Origin of the sequence: Mesorhizobium sp. M1163 (assembly GCF_040318415.1) — a bacterium.
Lineage (GTDB): Bacteria > Pseudomonadota > Alphaproteobacteria > Rhizobiales > Rhizobiaceae > Mesorhizobium.
Window position 1 is genome coordinate 60,376 of the sequence record NZ_JAMYMF010000036.1, and the last position, 18,584, is coordinate 78,959.

Genomic DNA, 18,584 nt, shown 5'->3' on the forward strand with positions numbered 1-18,584 from the left:
TCCGCCGTTTCGACCATATCTATGAGTTCACGACCTGAACAAGGAATCCTCGCATGGCAATGAACGCCCACGACATCGAACGGCTGATCAAGGAAGGCATTCCGGACGCCAAGGTGACGATTCGCGATCTGGCCGGCGATGGCGACCATTATGCGGCGGAGGTGGTGGCCGAAAGCTTTCGCGGCAAAAGCCGCGTCCAGCAGCACCAGATGGTCTATGACGCGCTGAAGGGCAACATGGGCGGCGTGCTGCACGCGCTTGCCCTGCAGACCAGCGTGCCGGACTAAACTCCCGTCCAGTTACCGGCTCGCAAGCGCCTTGCCGGTCACGGCAATGATCGGCCCGGCCGGATAGTTTCCACCAACAATCATCCGCTCGCCATTCGACAGCGCCGAAACGACCCCGTCGAAGAAAAGCGCATTGGGGCAATTGAGCGCATCTCGAAACAGCCGTGCGAAGCTGCCGAGGCTGACTTCAGAGCGCGAGATCGCCAGCACGACGGTGTTTTCGTCACGCACGCCGACGCCGTTGCGGATATAGCGCGATGTGCCGTTCTGCTCGAATCGAGGATGAAGCCGTCCGTCGATCACCAGCATCGGGCCGGATTGCGTTGCGACCATCACGTCCGGCCTGGCCGCGGCATAGGCACTTGTCTCCATGACCGCCGCCTTGCCGTCCTTGCGGACCACGAATACGCCATTCGGTTTCAGGAAGAAATTGCCTTCGCTGTCGGCGGCGTTGAGCGGCGCCTTCTCCCGGCCGTCTTCGACGAGAAGGCCGACTGGGGTCAGATCTTGGTGATACATGCCGGCGTTCATGGCGAGCAGCACCGGCCGGCCCTGATCCGCCATCGCCTTGTCGAATTTGTCCAGGGAACCGAAGGCCTTGCCGTCGAGGCCTACGTGGAACACACCGATGTCATAGCGGCGCAGATCGATTTCGCAGACGACGTAGGCGGCCGCCTCGAAGCTCGCGTCGCGGCACGGCGCCGGCAATTCACCGCCGACGACGAGGGGTGGCTGTCTCGGCGACCTGGCCCACCAAATCAAGGCCAGTGCGGCGAGCAGAACGGCGAGGAGGAACCCGGCGAGATATCGTCTTTTCATCGCGCCTCGGGAAAGATGGTGGCCAACGGCTTGGCACAAGATCAGACGTTCCTTTGCGCCATTTGCATGGCAAGGCGGCAAACATCTTGTTTCGCGCAACCCATGGGTTTATTTGAAGGGTAATGTTCGAGCCTGACTCCCACAGGCATGAAAGGGTATTCCATGAGCGGCATCAACGACTACATCGACAATGAAGTGAAGGGCAACGACGTTGTTCTCTTCATGAAAGGCACGCCCGGCTTCCCGCAATGCGGATTTTCCGGCCAGGTCGTGCAGATCCTCGACTATATCGGCGCCGACTATAAGGGTGTCGACGTGCTGACGTCGGCCGAGCTACGGCAAGGCATCAAGGACTATTCCAACTGGCCGACCATCCCTCAGCTCTACGTCAAGGGCGAATTCGTCGGCGGCTGCGACATCATCCGCGAGATGTTCCAGGCGGGCGAATTGCAGACCTTCCTCGTCGAAAAGGGCGTCAGCGTCAAAGGCGCCGCCTGACTTCTGTTTTGCGTATGGCTCTCCCAAGATCGACGGCGATTTTCGGGGTCATGCGCTAAGCGCCGGGCACCTTGGCAAAAGTTCTGCCCGCTATCGGGGCAATGAACGAATGGATGCGTCGGCCAGCCGGCGCATTTTCGTTTGAAGATCGGACTGGCCGTGGATCAGCAAGCACAAGCGCAGCAAAAGGCAAGCACCTTGCCTATTCCGCGCTGGGAATTCATCGCGCTATGCGCGGCGCTGATGGCGCTCAATTCGCTGGCCATCGACATCATGTTGCCGGCGCTGCAGCAGATCGGCGCCTCGCTCGGCGTCGAAAATGAAAACCACCGGCAATATGTGATCACCGCCTACATACTGGGCTTCGGCGGTGGGCAACTGTTCTTCGGGCCCGTCTCGGACCGCTTCGGGCGCCGCGCTCCGCTGGTTGCCGGGCTGGTGATCTATGTTGCGGCGGCGGGCGCTGCTGCAGTCGCCCCGTCATTCGCCACGCTTCTGCTATGCCGGGCCGTGCAAGGCATTGGCGCGGCGGCGACGCGCGTCATTGCCGTCTCGATCGTGCGCGATACGTTCGACGGAAGGCGCATGGCCGAAGTCATGTCCTTGATCTTCATGGTGTTCATGGCAATTCCGGTTGTGGCACCCGGTATCGGCCAGTTCATCATGCTGTTTGCGACCTGGCACGTGATCTTCGTCACCATGGCGGCCGGCGCGCTGATCGTGTCCGCCTGGTCGCTGTTGCGCCTGCCCGAGACGCTACACCCGGAATATCGCCGGCCGCTGACGCTGTCCTCCGTCATCGGCGGCTTCCGCATCGTTCTCACCAACCGCATCGCGCTCTGCTACGCCTTCGCCAGCACCTTCATCTTCGGCGCCATGTTCGGCTTCATCGCCTCGGCCCAGCAGATCTATGTCAGCGTGTTCGATGTCGGCGAGATGTTCCCGGTCATCTTCGCGGGGGTTGCCGGCGTGCTTGCTTTTTCGAACTACCTCAACTCGCGCCTCGTCGGCCGCATCGGCATGCGCCGTCTGTCGCAAAGCGCGCTGCTGCTGTTTCTGGCCATCAGCCTTGCCTGGCTGGTCGTTTCCATCGAAATGAAGATGCCGCTCTGGCTATTCATTGCTTTCTTTGCCTGCGCCATGGTCCCGTTCGGCGCGCTCGGCGCCAACTTCAACGCGCTCGCCATGGAGCCGCTCGGTCACCTGGCCGGCACTGCCTCGTCGATCCTCGGGTTCATGCAGACATTTCTTGGCGGCATCCTCGGCACGCTGATCGGCCAGGCCTTCAACGGTACGGTGACGCCGCTGGCCGCCGGGTTCTGCAGCGTGTCGGTGGCGGCGCTGCTGATGATTCTCATCGCCGAGCGCGGCAGGCTGTTCCAGCCGCAAAACCCGCCGGTCTAGTTTTACGCGCTGGCGGGTAAAATTATTCCGCCCAGAGCTCGCGGCGCAGCTCCCGCCAGCTTTCCCTGTCCGGCGCAACCAGCAGGCCACCTCCGACATGTGAGGGCAGATAGGCGCTGCCGTCGAAGCGCGCGGCATAACCTCCGGCCTCGGCATGGATCAGCACGCCGGCCAGATGGTCCCACGGCATCAGCTTGTTATAGACGACGAAATGGCCGTGGCCGCTGGCCAGCAGGCGGTATTCGTGGGCTGCGCAGCGATAGTTGAACTGCGACAGCGACTTGGTCTGATTGCGCGCCAGGCGTGAGCGGTCCGGCTCGGGTAGATAGTGCCACGAGACCGCTCCAGTCATTTCCGATATCGGCGCCGGGTTGGCGACATGGACTTTTTCGAAATTGCCATGCGCGTGCCGAATATGGCTGCCAGCGCCGCTGACGCCGACCAGCCAGTCCTTGCCGACGGGATCGTGGATGATGCCGGCGACCGTCTCGCCCTTGACCACGACGCCAAGCATGACGCCGAACAGCGGCACGCCGGAGGCGAAGTTGAAGGTGCCGTCGACCGGGTCGACGACGAAGGCGAGTTCGGCATCGCCAAGACCGTTGAGCAGCGTCGGGTCGTCGGAGCAGGCCTCCTCACCGACGATCATCGCCTTGGGATAACGCTGAAGCAGCCTGGCGGTGATGAGCCGCTCGGCATTCACGTCGGCCTCGGTCACAAGATCGGCGGCCGAGGTCTTGCGACGCACATCGCCCTCACTCAACCGGCGAAAGCGCGGCATGATCTCGGCGACGGCAGCGTCCGACAGAAGGTCGGCAAGCCAGTCGATCGCGCTGTCGTCAAATGTCATGGGGACCGTCTTGCTTTGCGTTAAGAGCATCGTTGAGGGCGGCGAAATCGAACAGCGTTCTGTCGAGCAGATGCGAGCGCCGCACATTGCTCATGGCACGGATCATGGTGTCCTTGCGGCCGGGCATGCGCTTCTCGATGTCGTCGAGCATCGCTTTCATGGCGTTGCGCTGCAGGCCTTCCTGGCTACCGCACAGGTCGCACGGAATTATCGGGAATTTCATGGCGCCGGCGAATTTCTCGAGATCGGCTTCCGCACAATAGGCGAGCGGCCGCAGCACCATGACGTCGCCTTCGTCATTGAGCAGTTTCGGCGGCATGGCGGCGAGGCGCCCGCCATGGAACAGGTTCATGAAGAAGGTTTCCAGAATGTCCTCGCGGTGGTGGCCGAGCACCAGCGCCGAGCAGCCCTCCTCGCGGGCAATGCGATAGAGATGGCCGCGCCGCAGCCGCGAACACAGTGAGCAATAGGTGCTGCCCTCGGCCAGCTTGTCGGTGACCACAGAATAGGTGTCCTGATATTCGATGCGATGCGGAATGGCATGGCTGTCGAGATAGTCGGGCAATATGTGCTTGGGAAAGTTCGGCTGGCCCTGGTCGAGATTGCAGGCCAACAGCTCGATCGGCAGCAGCCCGCGCCATTTGAGATCGAGCAGCACGGCAAGCAGGCCGTAGGAATCCTTGCCGCCCGACAGAGCGACCAGCCAGCGGTCGCCGGGCCTCACCATTGAGAAATCGTCGATCGCCTGGCGGGCAAGCCGCAGCAGCCGCTTGCGCAGCTTGTTGAACTCGACGGAGGACGGCACATCGGCAAACAGCGGATGAAAGCCGCCTTCGGCGTCGGCGACCGGTTCGAGCGTTTCGGCGTCTGGCTGCATGTTCACGGCGCGTCGGCCCTAAAGTCCTGTTGCCGCCCGCAGTAGCGCATCGAACCGAAAATCGAAATCGATTTCGGAATCACGCCGCGAAAAAGGAACGAAAAAAGAAAAGGCCGCCCCGATAGGGCGGCCTTCGATTGTATCGCGTACGAACGCGCCGATCAGCGCGAATAGAATTCGACGACCAGATTCGGTTCCATCTGCACGGCAAACGGAACGTCCGCCAGGCCGGGGATGCGCGTGAAGGCGGCGGTCATCTTGTTGTGGTCGGCCTCGATGTAATCGGGCACGTCGCGCTCGGCCAGGCCCACCGATTCCAGCACGATGACCAGCTGCTTCGACTTCTCGCGCACTTCGATGACGTCGCCCGGCTTGCAGCGGTACGAGCCGATGTTGACGCGCTTGCCGTTGACGTTGACGTGGCCGTGATTGACGAACTGGCGCGCCGCAAAGATGGTCGGTACGAACTTGGCGCGGTAGACGACTGCGTCGAGGCGCGATTCGAGCAGGCCGATCAGGTTCTCCGAGGTGTCGCCCTTGCGGCGGTCCGCCTCTTCATAGACCTTGCGGAACTGCTTTTCCGAAACGTCGCCATAGTGGCCCTTCAGCTTCTGCTTGGCGCGCAGTTGCAGGCCGAAATCGGAAAGCTTTCCCTTGCGGCGCTGGCCATGCTGGCCGGGGCCGTATTCACGCTTGTTGACCGGGGACTTCGGGCGGCCCCAGATGTTTTCGCCAAGACGGCGGTCGATCTTGTACTTCGCGGATTCGCGCTTGCTCATCGCATTCCCTTTCAAAACAACACACCCGGAACCTCATGGTCCGGGTGAAGGAAACGCGCCCTCCTCTGGCCTCCGTTTTCGAGACCTGACAGGGTTTTCCACGCAACGCGACGGAAAACCCACGGGACACGTCATTTCAAACAAGACATAAGGAAAGCAAAATCGGCTTCCCAAACGTCTTGCACACATAAAGAAAACCACCGGGCATTACGGCCCGGTGTTGGTGGGCTGGTTAAACGGAGATTTAACCGCTGTCAAGCTTCCGGCTGGCGCGAATCGCCGAACCGGATAGTGTTGCGGTTGTAGAACGTGCCGGATGTGGCGGGAGGTTGCGCCAGCGGCATCAGGAAGGGACTGAAGTCAGAGGAGCTGGAATTCGCATGAAGAAGTTCTTCCTTACGCTGGTAGGCGCCGCGGTGATGGCCGGCACGATGGCGGTCGCGCCCGAGCCGGCGCAGGCCCGGCATTGGCATGGCCACAGGCATCACCAGGTCTGCCGCATCGTGGTCAAGAAGAAGGTGGTGTGGCGGCACGGTCATCGCAAGGTCATCCGCTACAAGGTGCGGCGCTGCGGTTGGGGCTGGAACTGGTAATTTTCGCCCTCGCCCGTTGAGACTTCAGGGCCCGCGGCTCAGCCGCGGGCTTTTTATCGACCGGCATCCGCCGCCAGAATGGTCAGTCGATCAGTGTTTCGACTTCTTTTCCGGCAGGCCCTTGCGCTTGGTCTCGGCGAATTCCTCGAGCTGTTTTTCGCTCATCGATTTATACATTCCCTTCGACGCGCCTTTGAGCTCGCTCTTCTTGGTCTCGCCGCGCTTGGCGGACAGTGCAGCACCGGCGGCTTTCTGCTGGGCTTTCGAGGTGGCTGGCATGATCGTTTCTCCTGTTCCTCAATGAGAAAAGAACGCATCGCCCTGGGCTGATGTTCCCGGACCACCAAAGTGCCTGGGGTCAGGATACCGCCAGGCCAAATCCCTGCATCAGCCGGCGCGTCGGGAAATCGGCGCTGTTCGAGGTGAAGAATGCAAGGTCGGCGCCTTCCGGCAGTGCCTCTCTGCGATAACGGGCCTCGGTATCGGCGAGCAGCGACAGCGCGCGGCGTGCGATCGCCTCGGCCGGGTCGAGCCAGTCGACCGGCCAAGGTGCTGTCTTGCGCATGCGGTTGGCCAAAAAAGGATAATGGGTGCAGGCAAGCACGACGATGTCGGTGCGCAGCCCGTCATGCTCGACGAAGCACGGCGCGATCTCGGCGCGGACGGCGTCCTCGTCGACAAAACCGTCGCGCATATAGGCTTCGGCCAATCCCGCCAGCCTGTCGCTGCCGACCAGGCGGACATGGCATTTCTGCGCCCATTTACTGATCAGGTCGCGCGTGTACTGGCGCTTGACGGTGCCGGGCGTCGCCAGCACCGAAACCAGGCCTGAGCGCGTGCGTTCCGCCGCCGGCTTGATGGCCGGCACGGTGCCGACGAAAGGGTGGCCTGGAAACCTTTCGCGCAACGCATCGATGACCAGCGTCGAGGCGGTGTTGCAGGCGATGACCGAAATGGCCGGCGAAAACCGTTCGAGCAGCCTGGCGAACAACTCCAGGATGTGTGTTCTCAGCGCCGGTTCCTCCCAGGCGCCGAAGGGAAACGCCGCGTCGTCGGCGACATAGATGAAGCGGCGGTCAGGCATCAGGACGCGCGCCTCACGCAGCACGGTGAGCCCGCCAATGCCGGAATCGAACATCAGGATCGGACGGGCGCTTGATGGATCGGTCATTGTCATTGAGTCACTAAGGGCTGGGAATCACTAAGGGCCGGGGATCACAAAACGAGATCACGAGAGAATGCCGGCCCATGCTTTTTGCTTCGGCCATGATGCTTTATCTCTGACGCTTCTATCTGGAACCATCATGGCCTTGATGCGGCGAGACGTTCAGGCAAGGCCCCGCTTGCCGAAGCCGCCGGCCCGCGGCCGGCCGTTTGCCAGAGACGCAGGGTGAGATGCAGGGTGGTTCGACGGCACCGGTGCGGCCCGCATGGCGTGGGCCGGAGCCTGGGCCGTTACGCCGGCGGCCGACTCTGAATGGGGCACGCCGCCGCCACGCAGTGGCCCGGGCGGGTCGAAATCGTCGAAACTCAGGGATGACGCCATATCCGCAGAGCCACCGCCTGCCGGCTTGGCCGCCAAGATGACGGCCCACAGCCCGACGAGAGCGAGTCCCAGCAGGTTAAGGCCGGAATGCGAATCTTCGCCGTCAAATTTCACGACAAGAACAGTGCCGGCCTGCAGAATCGCGAACAGGGTCGAGAACACGATATACGACCAAAGGATCCAACCCGACCCTTGCGCGTCGCGGCTTCGGCGCCAGGCGAAATTCGCGCGGAACAGAACAATCACCAGCGAGGTAACGAGAACGGCCGCGGCCAGCCCTTCCCTGGAAGGACCTGGTTTCGAATTGGCCAAGCCCTCGATGCCGATGGTCAGCACGACGCACAGCACAAAGGTCACGATTTCCGCAACCAGCAAGGCCGCGGAATAGAAGAAAAAGCGAAGACGACCGATATCCGAGCTAAACATCCGAGGATCCATCGTTTTAAAAACCATGGATCAAACCAAATAAAATTCGGTTACTGGTAAGACAGCTGCATTCGCAAGCCTAGTCTTTGTCTTTCGCCTTGCCGGCGCGTGCCACGGCCGCCGGAAGCCGCCTGGGGTCGTCGCCGGGCGATCCGTCGCCGCGCGGCATGGCCGGCGAGAACCTGTCCAGCGATGATATTATACCGCGCAGCACCTTGAGCTCCGGCTCGGCAAAGCCGGGGCGGGTCAGCACTGCGCGCAAATTGTCGACCATCTTCGGCTTCTTCGCTGCCGGGCGGAAATAGCCGCGCGCCTCCAGTGCGCCTTCCAGATACGCAAACAGGCCGTGCAATTCTTCCTTGGTGGCCGGCGGCATTTCGGGGCCGGAGAAGTTGGTCCTGGTCTCGTCTTCCAGGCCGGACTTCATCCATTCATAGGACATCAGCAGGGCCGCCTGGGCGATGTTGAGTGAGGAGAAGGCTGGATCGACGGGGAAGGTGACGATCTCGTCGGCAAGGCCGACCTCGTCATTATAGAGGCCGAAGCGCTCGCGGCCGAACAGGATGCCGGTGCGCTGGCCGGCCCGCTGCCGCGCCCGGAGCGCCCTGCCCGCCTCGACCGGACCGCGCACCGGCTTGAAATTGTCGCGCGCGCGCGCCGTGGTGGCGAAGACGAAGTTCAAGTCGGCGACTGCCGAGGCCAGGTCGTCGAACACCGTGACGGCATCGATGACGTGGTCGGCGCGGCTTGCGGTGGCACGCGCCTTCTCGCTGGGCCAGCCGTCGCGCGGATTGACGAGCCGCAGCTCGGCAAGGCCGAAATTGGCCATGGCGCGCGCAACCATGCCGATATTCTCGCCGAGCTGCGGCTCGACCAGGATGATCGCCGGTCCGGACGCTGGAGTTCCGGAGGCAAGAGGGATATCGGGATCCTGGGTGGCGGGCATGGTTGTCAATGAACTGCTGTTTGCGGCATTTCGCAGTCCCCTGCCACATTTGGCGGCGAAAATGAAGCTTTCGCAAAGAATGCCGGCACTACGGCGCGGTTCGCCGTTTGCACGGCCAAAAAGCCTTTGATATACGGGCCGCATCCCAGGGTCGGCAGCCGTGCGGGCAAGGCCGTTCCGTTCCCCAAAAGCGAGGCATTCTTTCCATGGCGAAGATCAAGGTGGCGAACCCGGTCGTCGAACTCGACGGCGACGAGATGACCCGCATCATCTGGCAGTTCATCAAGGACAAGCTGATCCACCCTTATCTCGACCTCAAGCTCGAATATTACGATCTCGGCATCGAGCACCGCGACGCCACCAACGACCAGGTGACCATCGATTCGGCCAACGCCATCAAGAAATACGGCGTCGGCGTGAAATGCGCGACGATCACGCCCGACGAGCAGCGCGTCGAGGAATTCAAGCTGAAGAAGATGTGGAAGTCGCCGAACGGCACCATCCGCAACATCCTCGGCGGCACCATCTTTCGCGAGCCGATCATCATGAAGAACGTGCCGCGGCTGGTGCCCGGCTGGACCAAGCCGATCATCGTCGGCCGCCACGCCTTCGGCGACCAGTACCGCGCCACCGACTTCCGCTTTCCCGGCAAGGGCAAGCTGACGATCAAGTTCGTCGGCGAGGATGGCCAGGTGATCGAGCACGATGTGTTCGACGCACCCGGCGCCGGCGTCGCCATGGCCATGTACAATCTCGACGAGTCGATCCGCGAATTCGCCCGCGCCTCGCTGAACTACGGCCTGCTGCGTAATTACCCCGTGTACCTCTCGACCAAGAACACCATCCTCAAGGCCTATGACGGCCGCTTCAAGGACATCTTCCAGGAGGTCTACGAGGCGGAGTTCGAAGCAGAATTCAAAGCGAAGAAGCTCTGGTACGAGCACCGGCTGATCGACGACATGGTGGCCTCGAGCCTGAAATGGTCGGGTGGCTATGTCTGGGCCTGCAAGAACTATGACGGCGACGTGCAGTCGGACACGGTAGCGCAAGGCTTCGGCTCGCTCGGCCTGATGACCTCGGTGCTGATGACGCCGGACGGCAAGACCGTCGAGGCGGAAGCCGCGCACGGCACCGTCACCCGCCACTATCGCCAGCACCAGAAGGGCGAGGAGACCTCGACCAATTCGATCGCCTCGATCTTTGCCTGGACGCGCGGCCTCGCCCACCGCGCCAAGCTCGACGACAATGCCGAACTGAAGCGCTTTGCCGAGACGCTGGAAAGGGTCTGCATCCAGACGGTCGAGTCCGGCTTCATGACCAAGGATCTTTCGCTGCTGATCGGCCCCGACCAGCCATGGCTTTCGACCACCGGCTTCCTCGACAAGATCGACGAGAATTTGCAGAAGGCGATGGCCTGAGCTCCTTCGACATGGACAAGCCGGTCGTCTACGGCGGGGACTACAGCGTCTATGTGCGCATCGTCCGGCTGGTGCTCGAGGAAAAGGGCGCCGGCTACCAGCTGGTGCCCCTCGACATCTTTGCCGCGGACGGCATTCCCGGCTGGTATTTCGAGCACCAGCCGTTCGGCCGCATCCCAGCCTTCGAGCATGACGGCTTTCGCCTCTACGAGACCGGCGCGATTGCCCGTTATGTCGACGAGGCCTTTGACGGCCCGGCGCTGCAGCCGGCCGGAGCCCGGCCTCGAGCACGCATGAACCAGATCACCGGCCTGCTCGACGCCTACGCCTACAGGGCCATGGTCTGGGATGTCGCTGTCGAGCGGCTGGAAAAAACGCCGCCCGACGATGCCGTGATCGCCAACGGGTTGAGGCAGGCGAGAACGGCATTGCAGGCGCTGTCTTCGCTGAAAGCCGAAGGGCCTTGGCTGTTGGGGACGGACCTGACGCTGGCCGACCTGCACGCCGCACCGATCATCGGCTATTTCGCCAAGGTCGCCGAGGGGCGAAAACTGCTGGCCGAGTTTGCCGGGATCCGGGATTGGTATGCGCACATCACTCAACGCCCGAGTTTTGCGAACACCGAAAAGGCAGGGTAAACCGGCTCCAGGGCACGGCAATCTGGCAGGACTTGGGTTCCTCGCCCCGCTTGCGGGGAGAGGTGGCTCGGCGAAGCCGAGACGGAGAGGGGAACTCGGCACCCCTCCTCGAACGTCTTGCATATGTCCGATACAGGCTTCCTTTTCGTCTGATGGCGCAGGCCCCTCTCCGGCCGCTTCGCGGCCACCTCTCCCCGCAAGCGGGGCGAGGAACCCGAGCCAGGCCGCTCAATCGGGAAGGTAGATTTCCGCCTTCATGAAGGTCTTCGCACGGCCTGTGATCAGCACACGATCTCCGGCCAGTTCGCATTGCAAATGCCCGCCGCGCTGCGAGCATTGGAATGCCGATAGATGCGTCTTGCCGAGTTTTTCAGCCCAGTAAGGCACCAGCGTCGCATGAATTGAACCGGTTACCGGATCCTCGGGAATGCCCGCTCCGGGCACGAAATAACGCGAGACGAAATCATGGGCCTGCCCAGGCGCGGTAATGACCAAGCCGAGAGGATGAAAACGTCCGATCCTGAGCAGATCGGGAACGAAAGATCGCACGCTTGTCTCGTCGTCAAGCTCGACAAACAGGTTCTCGAAATTGCGGAACCCTGCAACCGGAACCAGAGGCAATATCGCTTGCAGGGCCGACTTCAACTCTTCCTCGATGGGCTGCGGCGGAAAACAGGGCAGATCGAGTTGATAGGTCTCTTCCCGCCGGGAAACCCGCAGTTCGCCCACCCGGGTGGCGAAGGCCATTTCGCCCTGACCACTGTATTCCGTGGTCAGCACATGGGCGGCCGCAAGAGTGGCATGGCCGCAGAAGTCGACTTCATGGACCGGCGTGAACCAGCGCAAATCCCAACCTTTGCCATTCGCCCGCACAAACGCGGTTTCAGCAAGATTGTTTTCGTTGGCGATGGCCTGCATTACCTGCTCCGGCAGCCACTCCTCCAAAAGGAGAACGGCGGCAGGGTTGCCCTGGAAGGCCTGTTCGGCAAAGGCGTCGACCTGATACATCGTCAGCGTCGGCATATCAGGCCCTCAAGGATGTCCGCTGGGCGGCGCGCCATTTCGGCCGTGCCCGCCCCCGGTGCAGGTTCACGCCGCCTCGAGAGCCGCTTTCACCGCAGCGATCGCGTCTTCGGCCTTCGAGCCGTCCGGGCCGCCCGCCTGGGCCATATCGGGTCGACCGCCGCCGCCCTGCCCGCCCAATGCCGCGGACGCGACGCGCACCAGATCGATTGCGCTGAAGCGGCCGGTCAGATCATCGGTGACCGCGACGACGACGCTCGCCTTGTTGTCCTCGCCGGCGCCGACAAAGACGACGACGCCGGAGCCGAGCGACTTCTTGCCGGCATCGGCCAGCGGCTTCAAATCCTTTGGCGAGACGCCCGATACCGCCTTGCCGAGAAAACCGACACCGGCAATCGTTTCGTTTTCCGCAGGCACACCGGCTGGCGAGCGATCGCCGAGCGCCAGTTTCTTGCGCGCCTCGGTCAGCTCCTTTTCGAGCTTCTTGCGCTCGTCGAGCAGTGCCTCGACGCGGGCCGGCACATCGGCCGGCGAAATCTTCAGCGCGGCGGCGGCCGCCTTCAGCCGCTTGTCCTGCTCGTCGAGATGCTTTCTGGCCGCCTCGCCGGTCAACGCCTCGATGCGGCGCACGCCGGCAGCGACCGCGCTGTCGGACACGATGCGCACCAGGCCGATATCGCCGGTCGCCCTGACATGGGTGCCGCCGCATAGCTCGACCGAATAGGGCCGGTTGGCCTTGGCGCCATGCAGGCCTGTGCCCATCGAAACGACGCGCACCTCATCGCCATATTTCTCGCCAAACAGCGCCATGGCGCCTTCGGCAATGGCGTCGTCGACCGACATCAGGCGCGTGGTTACAGGGCTATTCTGAACGACGATTTCGTTTGCCATGCGCTCGACCTCTTCGAGCTCGTCCGGCGAGATCGGCTTGTTGTGGGAGATGTCGAAGCGCAGACGCTCGGGCGCGACCAGTGAGCCCTTCTGCGCCACATGGGTACCCAGCACCTCGCGCAGCGCCTCATGGATCAGATGCGTGGCGGAATGGTTCGCGCGCAGCCTGGAGCGGCGCGCGTGGTCCACCCTCAGCTCGACGGTCGCGCCCGTCTTGACCGTGCCGTTGGCCACCTTGCCGACATGGACGAAAAGCCCATCGGCCTTCTTCTGCGTATCGGATATCTCGATCGAGAACCCGTCGCCTGAAATGACGCCGGTATCGCCCATCTGGCCACCGGACTCGCCATAGAACGGCGTCTGGTTGACAACCACGGCAACGGCGTCGCCTTTGCCGGCACTGTCGACGGTCTTGCCGTCCCTGACCAGCGCCTGGACGAGGCCTTCCGCCTGCTCGGTCTCATAGCCCAGGAATTCGGTGGCGCCGTTCTCCTCACGCACCGCGAACCATACCGTTTCGGTTGCGGCCTCACCGGAACCAGCCCAGCTTTTGCGCGCCTCCGCCTTCTGCCGCTCCATCGCCTCGGTGAAGCCGGCAAGGTTGACCGAGATGTTGCGCTGGCGCAGCGCGTCCTGCGTCAGATCGAGCGGAAAGCCATAGGTGTCGTAGAGCTTGAACGCTGTCTCGCCATCCAGCATGTCGCCGGAGACCAACTTTTCCGTCGCCTCCGAAAGCAAGCCCAAGCCTCGCACCAGCGTCTTGCGAAAACGAGTTTCCTCAAGCTTCAGCGTCTCGGTGATCATCTGCTCGCCGCGCGCCAGTTCCGGGTAGGCTTGGCTCATCTCGCGGACCAGCGCCGGCACCAGCTTCCACATCAGCGGCTCATTCGAGCCGAGCAACTGCGCGTGGCGCATGGCGCGGCGCATGATGCGACGAAGCACGTAGCCCCGCCCTTCGTTGGACGGCAGCACACCGTCGGCGACCAGGAAGCAGGACGAACGCAAGTGGTCGGCGATGACGCGGAACGATGCGACGGTGTCCGCATCCGGACCGCGGCCAAGCGCCGACGACGCAGCGTCGATCAGGTGGCGGAACAGGTCGGTCTCGAAGACGCTTTCAACCCCTTGCAGGATGGAGGCCATGCGCTCGAGGCCCATGCCCGTGTCGATCGACGGACGCGGCAGGTCGACGCGCTCGTCCTTCGTCACCTGTTCATACTGCATGAACACCAGGTTCCAGAATTCGAGGAAACGGTCGCCATCCTCCTCGGGACTGCCGGGAGGGCCACCCCAGATGTGCTCGCCACGGTCGATGAATATCTCCGAACACGGCCCGCAAGGTCCGGTGTCGCCCATTGCCCAGAAATTGTCCGAGGTCGCGATGCGGATGATGCGATCGTCGGAAAGACCGGCGATCTTCTTCCAGTAGGAGGCGGCCTCGTCGTCGTTGTGATAGACGGTGACCAGCAGCTTGTCCTTCTTCAGCCCGAACTCCCTGGTGATCAGGTTCCAGGCAAGCTCTATGGCGCGCTCCTTGAAATAATCGCCGAAGGAGAAATTGCCGAGCATCTCGAAGAAGGTCAGGTGTCGCGCGGTGTAGCCGACATTGTCGAGGTCGTTGTGCTTGCCGCCGGCACGAACACTCTTCTGGGCAGTCGTCGCACGCGAATAGGGCCGCTTCTCCAGACCGGTGAAAACGTTCTTGAACTGCACCATGCCGGCATTGGTGAACATCAGCGTCGGGTCGTTGCGCGGCACTAGCGGGCTCGACGCGACGACCTCGTGACCTTCCTTGCGAAAATAGTCGAGAAATGCCGACCGGATCTCGTTGACGCCACTCATGAATACTGCCTTTTCGAGAGAACCGCCGGCTGCCGGCGGAAAATAGACATGGCCTTTTAGCGGTCGCACCGCAGCCTGTCCAGAAACACCAAATGGGCTCAAATCCCGGCTTTCACCGGCGCTTTGAAATGCGTCTGACTCGCCGGCAAACGCCAACCGCCGGCACGGGGCCGGCGGTTCAAAATGTACCGATTACGCAAACTCAAAATCAAAACATCAAATCCAAACCTGGCTGACGCTCCGGGAGGCGTCGCTTTTCCTACATCGCCCCGGCGTCGTCCTCGAAACCGTCGTCGCTGCTTTCGGAGCCGCCGTTCTCAAGGAATTTCTCGGCGATCAATCCGGCATTCTGCCTCAGCGCCAATTCGATCTCGCGCGCCGTGTCGGGATTGTCGCGCAGGAACAGTTTTGCGTTTTCGCGGCCCTGGCCGAGACGCTGCGAATTATAGGAGAACCAGGCGCCCGACTTTTCGACCACGCCAGCCTTGACGCCGAGATCGACCAGCTCGCCGGTCTTGGAGACGCCCTCGCCATACATGATGTCGAACTCGACCACCTTGAAGGGCGGCGCCAGCTTGTTCTTGACGACCTTGACGCGGGTCTGGTTGCCGACGACCTCGTCGCGATCCTTGACCGAGCCGATGCGGCGGATGTCGAGGCGGACCGAGGCATAGAATTTCAGCGCGTTGCCGCCGGTCGTCGTCTCGGGCGAACCAAACATGACGCCGATCTTCATGCGGATCTGGTTGATGAAGATGACCATGGTGTTGGAGCGCGAGATCGAGGCGGTGAGCTTGCGCAGTGCCTGGCTCATCAGGCGGGCCTGCAGGCCGGGCAGCGAATCGCCCATCTCGCCTTCGATTTCGGCCCGCGGCGTCAGCGCCGCCACCGAATCGACCACCAGCACGTCGATGGCGCCGGAGCGCACCAGCGTGTCGCAGATCTCCAGCGCCTGTTCGCCGGTATCGGGCTGCGAGATCAGCAGGTTTTCGAGATCGACGCCGAGCTTGCGGGCATAGACCGGATCGAGCGCATGCTCGGCATCGACAAAGGCGCAGATGCCGCCCTTCTTCTGGGCTTCGGCCACCGTGTGCAGCGCCAGCGTCGTCTTGCCCGAGCTTTCCGGTCCGTAGATCTCGACGATGCGGCCGCGCGGCAGGCCGCCGACGCCAAGCGCGATGTCCAACCCAAGCGAGCCGGTCGGCACCGTTTCGATCTCGACGACCTGCTCGTTCGCGCCGAGCCGCATGATCGAACCCTTGCCGAAGGCACGCTCGATTTGCGACAGCGCCGCATCCAGAGCCTTTGATTTGTCCACCGCTTTGTCCTCTACAAGCCGCAAAGAATTCTGAGCCATGATACATCACCCCGTGGTCGTCAATGGAGGCCGGACAATCCCGCAATCCTTAAAAGAATGTACCTCGTTTGTTCTCATTTGTCAATGAGCCCAAGGATTTGAAAAATAACGGATATCCATATTTGTTCTATTTTTGTTTCGCAATTTTGCTTCCGGACGTATCCCGCCTCGCATGCGGCGCCGTTGCCGTCACCATCCGAATCGCACCCGCGATTGCAGGGTTCCGCCCGGCGACCTAGTCTCCTCCCGGGGCACAGCAAAGGGCATTTTGCCGGCATGATGAAATCCCCGACGATCCTGGCCGTGGGTGGCGCCTATATCGAGCGGCGCGGCCGGGTTGCCGGCGCCTTCGTGCCGGCCGCTTCCAATCCCGGCACGATGCGCGAGCATGTCGGCGGCGCCGCCTTCAACGCCTTGCGCTGTGCGGTGCGGCGCGGCGTCTCGGCCTCGCTGCTTTCGGTGCGCGGCGGCGATGCCCTGGGCGACACGGTTTTACGCGCCGTCACCGACGCCGGCATTGCCGATTTGTCGGCGGTGTTCCTCGACCGCGCGACGCCAAGCCATACGATGCTGGTCGATAGCGACGGCGGGCTGATCGCCGGCCTTGCCGACATGGTGCTCTACGAGCTGGCGCTTCCCAAGCAGATCCGCCGCGCCAAGGTGCGAGACGCGATCGGTTCGGCCGACGCGGTGCTGTGCGACGCCAACCTGCCGTCTTCCGCAGTGGCGCGGCTGGCGGCACTCGCCGCCGGCAAGCCGGTGTTTGCGCTTGCCGTCTCGCCCAGCAAAGCGGCGCGGCTGACGCCGGTGCTTGATCTTCTGGCACTCGCCTTCATGAACCGGCACGAGGCTGGCGTGCTCGCCGGCGTCGACATCGATGCTGACGATCAAGGCGTCGTCGACGGGCTGAGACGCGCCGGCCTGAAGAGCGGCGCGGTCACCGCCGGCGATGATCCAGTGCTCGGTTTCGACGAAACCGGCGCATTTTTGATCCTGCCACCGCCGATACACAAGCGGGCGGATATGAGCGGCGCCGGCGACGCGCTGGCAGGTGCCACGATCGCCGCCCGGCTGCGCGGCCTGACGCTGCGCGCGGCACTGTGCGAAGGCGTTGCCGCAGCTATGCTCACCGTCGAGAGCGCCGCTTTCACCAGCGCCGGCTTTGCCGAAGCGCTGGCGCTCGTGCCCGAGGCGCGGAACCTGGCGTGAAATGCGGCCCAGAATTGCCGAAGCATGGTGCAGCCTATTTGCCGGCGCGCCGTCCTGCCTCGTAGGCGCGGCGCGCCCAGATCGCCATCTCGTCGGGATCGTCGAACGCGCTGTCGGGAACGCTCCAATAGGGCATCGACACCAGCTTTCCGTGGCGCGAGCCGGTATAGGTCCATTGCCGGCAGCCGGCCGCTTCGAAATCCGGGGCGCTTTCGGCGTCGGCCTTCAGCATCAATTCGCCACGGATGACAATGGCGACGATGACGCCATCGAAATAGATGCCCTTGCCGCCGAACAGCTTGCGGATGCTGACCGGGCCGAGCACTTCGAAAAGCTCTTCTATGCGCTCGTTGTCCATGGCGCGATCATGTCACCGGGATTTCCCCTTGTCATCGCCGCTACCGGCACCATCCTGACAAGTTCAGAATCAGTTTCATCGGAGTTTTTCATGCCGCTTCTGCTCAAAGGGTCCTGCCGGTGCAATGCCGTGCGTTTCGAGGTGGAAAGCCACACGCCGGTGCCGTTCATGCTGTGCTACTGCTCGATCTGCCGCAAGCAGCAGGGCGGCGGCGGTTTCGCCATCAATCTCGGCGCCGATTACGAGACGCTGAAAATCGAGGGCAAGCGCCATCTCGGCGTCTACCGGGCCGAGATCGAGGACGACGAGCACCCGCAACGCGAGATCTCGACGGGCGAACGGAACTTCTGCACGAAATGCGGGACGGCACTCTGGCTCTACGATCCAACCTGGCCGGAGCTGGTGCATCCGTTTGCCTCGGCAATCGACACAAACCTGCCGAAGCCGCCGGAGAAGGTGCATCTGATGCTGAAATACAAGGCGAACTGGGTCGAGCCCGATATCGGCAAGGGCGACAAGGTCTTCGATGTCTACCCGGAAGAGTCGATCGCCGACTGGCACAAACGAACCGGGATGTGGGTGGATTAGCGTTTCTTCTCCCCGTTCGCTATCGCGTATGGGCAAGCGCCCCCTCACCCGGATTGCCAACCGAATTGCGAAGGGCAATCCGGGGCAATCCGACCTCTCCCCGAGGGGAGAGGAAGTCGCCCAGCGCTGGCGCCAGCCTCTTCTCCCCATCGAGTTGTGTGCGTCAAGTTCTGCAAAAATGGCGTGGCAGTAGCTGTGACGTCGGCGTGTCCGCCGCGCAGCCCCCGTGTTTAGC

20 protein-coding genes are annotated in these 18,584 nt (G+C 62.6%); 8 read left to right on the forward strand and 12 right to left on the reverse strand.

What is annotated here, in order from left to right; all coding sequences use genetic code 11:
* Positions 1 to 53 precede the first annotated feature (53 nt).
* Positions 54 to 287, forward strand: a complete 234-nt coding sequence (locus NKH43_RS28305; RefSeq protein ID WP_352860929.1) for a BolA/IbaG family iron-sulfur metabolism protein — start codon at positions 54 to 56, stop codon at positions 285 to 287.
* A gap of 12 nt (positions 288 to 299) precedes the next feature.
* On the opposite strand, the gene NKH43_RS28310 is transcribed toward NKH43_RS28305, so the two are convergent.
* On the reverse strand, positions 300 to 1,106 hold the full coding sequence (locus NKH43_RS28310) for a phosphodiester glycosidase family protein (RefSeq protein WP_352860931.1): 807 nt from the start codon (positions 1,104 to 1,106) through the stop codon (positions 300 to 302).
* A gap of 162 nt (positions 1,107 to 1,268) precedes the next feature.
* Between NKH43_RS28310 and grxD the strand changes: the two genes are divergently transcribed.
* Both grxD and NKH43_RS28320 read left to right on the forward strand, forming a co-directional pair.
* On the forward strand, positions 1,269 to 1,604 hold the full coding sequence (gene grxD / locus NKH43_RS28315; RefSeq protein WP_023674712.1) for a Grx4 family monothiol glutaredoxin: 336 nt from the start codon (positions 1,269 to 1,271) through the stop codon (positions 1,602 to 1,604).
* 204 nt (positions 1,605 to 1,808) lie between these two features.
* Positions 1,809 to 3,008: a multidrug effflux MFS transporter gene (locus NKH43_RS28320; RefSeq protein ID WP_352860946.1), complete on the forward strand. Its 1,200-nt coding sequence runs from the start codon at positions 1,809 to 1,811 to the stop codon at positions 3,006 to 3,008.
* A gap of 22 nt (positions 3,009 to 3,030) precedes the next feature.
* Here the strand turns inward: NKH43_RS28320 and NKH43_RS28325 are convergent, their stop codons facing one another.
* From NKH43_RS28325 to rpsD, 3 genes are all read right to left on the reverse strand, one after another.
* A complete protein-coding gene (locus NKH43_RS28325; protein WP_352860933.1) occupies positions 3,031 to 3,858 on the reverse strand; it encodes an inositol monophosphatase family protein in 828 nt (275 codons plus the stop codon).
* Entirely contained in the window at positions 3,848 to 4,741 is an 894-nt protein-coding gene (gene ttcA, locus NKH43_RS28330) for a tRNA 2-thiocytidine(32) synthetase TtcA (protein ID WP_352860934.1), read from the reverse strand. Before ttcA ends, NKH43_RS28325 begins: the two co-directional genes overlap by 11 nt.
* A gap of 155 nt (positions 4,742 to 4,896) precedes the next feature.
* Positions 4,897 to 5,514: a 30S ribosomal protein S4 gene (gene rpsD / locus NKH43_RS28335; RefSeq protein ID WP_023717376.1), complete on the reverse strand. Its 618-nt coding sequence runs from the start codon at positions 5,512 to 5,514 to the stop codon at positions 4,897 to 4,899.
* A 380-nt stretch (positions 5,515 to 5,894) separates the two neighbouring features.
* Here rpsD and NKH43_RS28340 point away from each other — a divergent pair, with 380 nt between their 5' ends.
* A complete protein-coding gene (locus NKH43_RS28340) occupies positions 5,895 to 6,107 on the forward strand; it encodes a hypothetical protein (RefSeq protein WP_023674706.1) in 213 nt (70 codons plus the stop codon).
* Between the two features lie 90 nt (positions 6,108 to 6,197).
* Here the strand turns inward: NKH43_RS28340 and NKH43_RS28345 are convergent, their stop codons facing one another.
* From NKH43_RS28345 to NKH43_RS28360, 4 genes are all read right to left on the reverse strand, one after another.
* Positions 6,198 to 6,386: a DUF3008 family protein gene (locus NKH43_RS28345; RefSeq protein ID WP_023717374.1), complete on the reverse strand. Its 189-nt coding sequence runs from the start codon at positions 6,384 to 6,386 to the stop codon at positions 6,198 to 6,200.
* Positions 6,387 to 6,465: 79 nt separating this feature from the next.
* Positions 6,466 to 7,278: a glutamate racemase gene (murI, locus tag NKH43_RS28350; protein ID WP_352860935.1), complete on the reverse strand. Its 813-nt coding sequence runs from the start codon at positions 7,276 to 7,278 to the stop codon at positions 6,466 to 6,468.
* Positions 7,279 to 7,434: 156 nt separating this feature from the next.
* Entirely contained in the window at positions 7,435 to 8,079 is a 645-nt protein-coding gene (locus tag NKH43_RS28355) for a DUF805 domain-containing protein (protein WP_352860937.1), read from the reverse strand.
* Between the two features lie 79 nt (positions 8,080 to 8,158).
* Positions 8,159 to 9,025 carry an RNA methyltransferase gene (locus tag NKH43_RS28360; RefSeq protein ID WP_352860938.1) on the reverse strand — a complete coding sequence of 289 codons (867 nt, stop codon included), beginning with the start codon at positions 9,023 to 9,025 and terminating at the stop codon, positions 8,159 to 8,161.
* Between the two features lie 206 nt (positions 9,026 to 9,231).
* On the opposite strand from NKH43_RS28360, the gene NKH43_RS28365 reads away from it, so the two are divergent.
* Positions 9,232 to 10,443 (forward strand): NADP-dependent isocitrate dehydrogenase, encoded by a 1,212-nt coding sequence (locus NKH43_RS28365; RefSeq protein ID WP_023717370.1) that lies wholly within the window; start codon positions 9,232 to 9,234, stop codon positions 10,441 to 10,443.
* 11 nt (positions 10,444 to 10,454) lie between these two features.
* Entirely contained in the window at positions 10,455 to 11,081 is a 627-nt protein-coding gene (locus NKH43_RS28370) for a glutathione S-transferase family protein (RefSeq protein ID WP_352860940.1), read from the forward strand.
* 228 nt (positions 11,082 to 11,309) lie between these two features.
* Here NKH43_RS28370 and NKH43_RS28375 read toward each other — a convergent pair whose 3' ends face one another.
* The 3 genes from NKH43_RS28375 to recA form a co-directional block, all read right to left on the reverse strand.
* Entirely contained in the window at positions 11,310 to 12,104 is a 795-nt protein-coding gene (locus tag NKH43_RS28375; RefSeq protein WP_352860942.1) for a PhzF family phenazine biosynthesis protein, read from the reverse strand.
* A 66-nt stretch (positions 12,105 to 12,170) separates the two neighbouring features.
* Complete coding sequence (alaS, locus tag NKH43_RS28380) at positions 12,171 to 14,837, reverse strand: alanine--tRNA ligase (protein ID WP_352860948.1); 2,667 nt, start codon at positions 14,835 to 14,837, stop codon at positions 12,171 to 12,173.
* A 259-nt stretch (positions 14,838 to 15,096) separates the two neighbouring features.
* Positions 15,097 to 16,194 (reverse strand): recombinase RecA, encoded by a 1,098-nt coding sequence (recA, locus tag NKH43_RS28385; RefSeq protein WP_023717366.1) that lies wholly within the window; start codon positions 16,192 to 16,194, stop codon positions 15,097 to 15,099.
* Between the two features lie 276 nt (positions 16,195 to 16,470).
* On the opposite strand from recA, the gene NKH43_RS28390 reads away from it, so the two are divergent.
* Positions 16,471 to 17,403, forward strand: coding sequence for a carbohydrate kinase family protein (locus NKH43_RS28390; RefSeq protein ID WP_352860944.1), 933 nt, complete (start codon positions 16,471 to 16,473; stop codon positions 17,401 to 17,403).
* A 34-nt stretch (positions 17,404 to 17,437) separates the two neighbouring features.
* Here the strand turns inward: NKH43_RS28390 and NKH43_RS28395 are convergent, their stop codons facing one another.
* Entirely contained in the window at positions 17,438 to 17,761 is a 324-nt protein-coding gene (locus NKH43_RS28395; protein WP_352481176.1) for a TfoX/Sxy family protein, read from the reverse strand.
* A gap of 90 nt (positions 17,762 to 17,851) precedes the next feature.
* Between NKH43_RS28395 and NKH43_RS28400 the strand changes: the two genes are divergently transcribed.
* Complete coding sequence (locus tag NKH43_RS28400) at positions 17,852 to 18,349, forward strand: GFA family protein (protein ID WP_023717363.1); 498 nt, start codon at positions 17,852 to 17,854, stop codon at positions 18,347 to 18,349.
* Positions 18,350 to 18,584 lie beyond the last annotated feature (235 nt).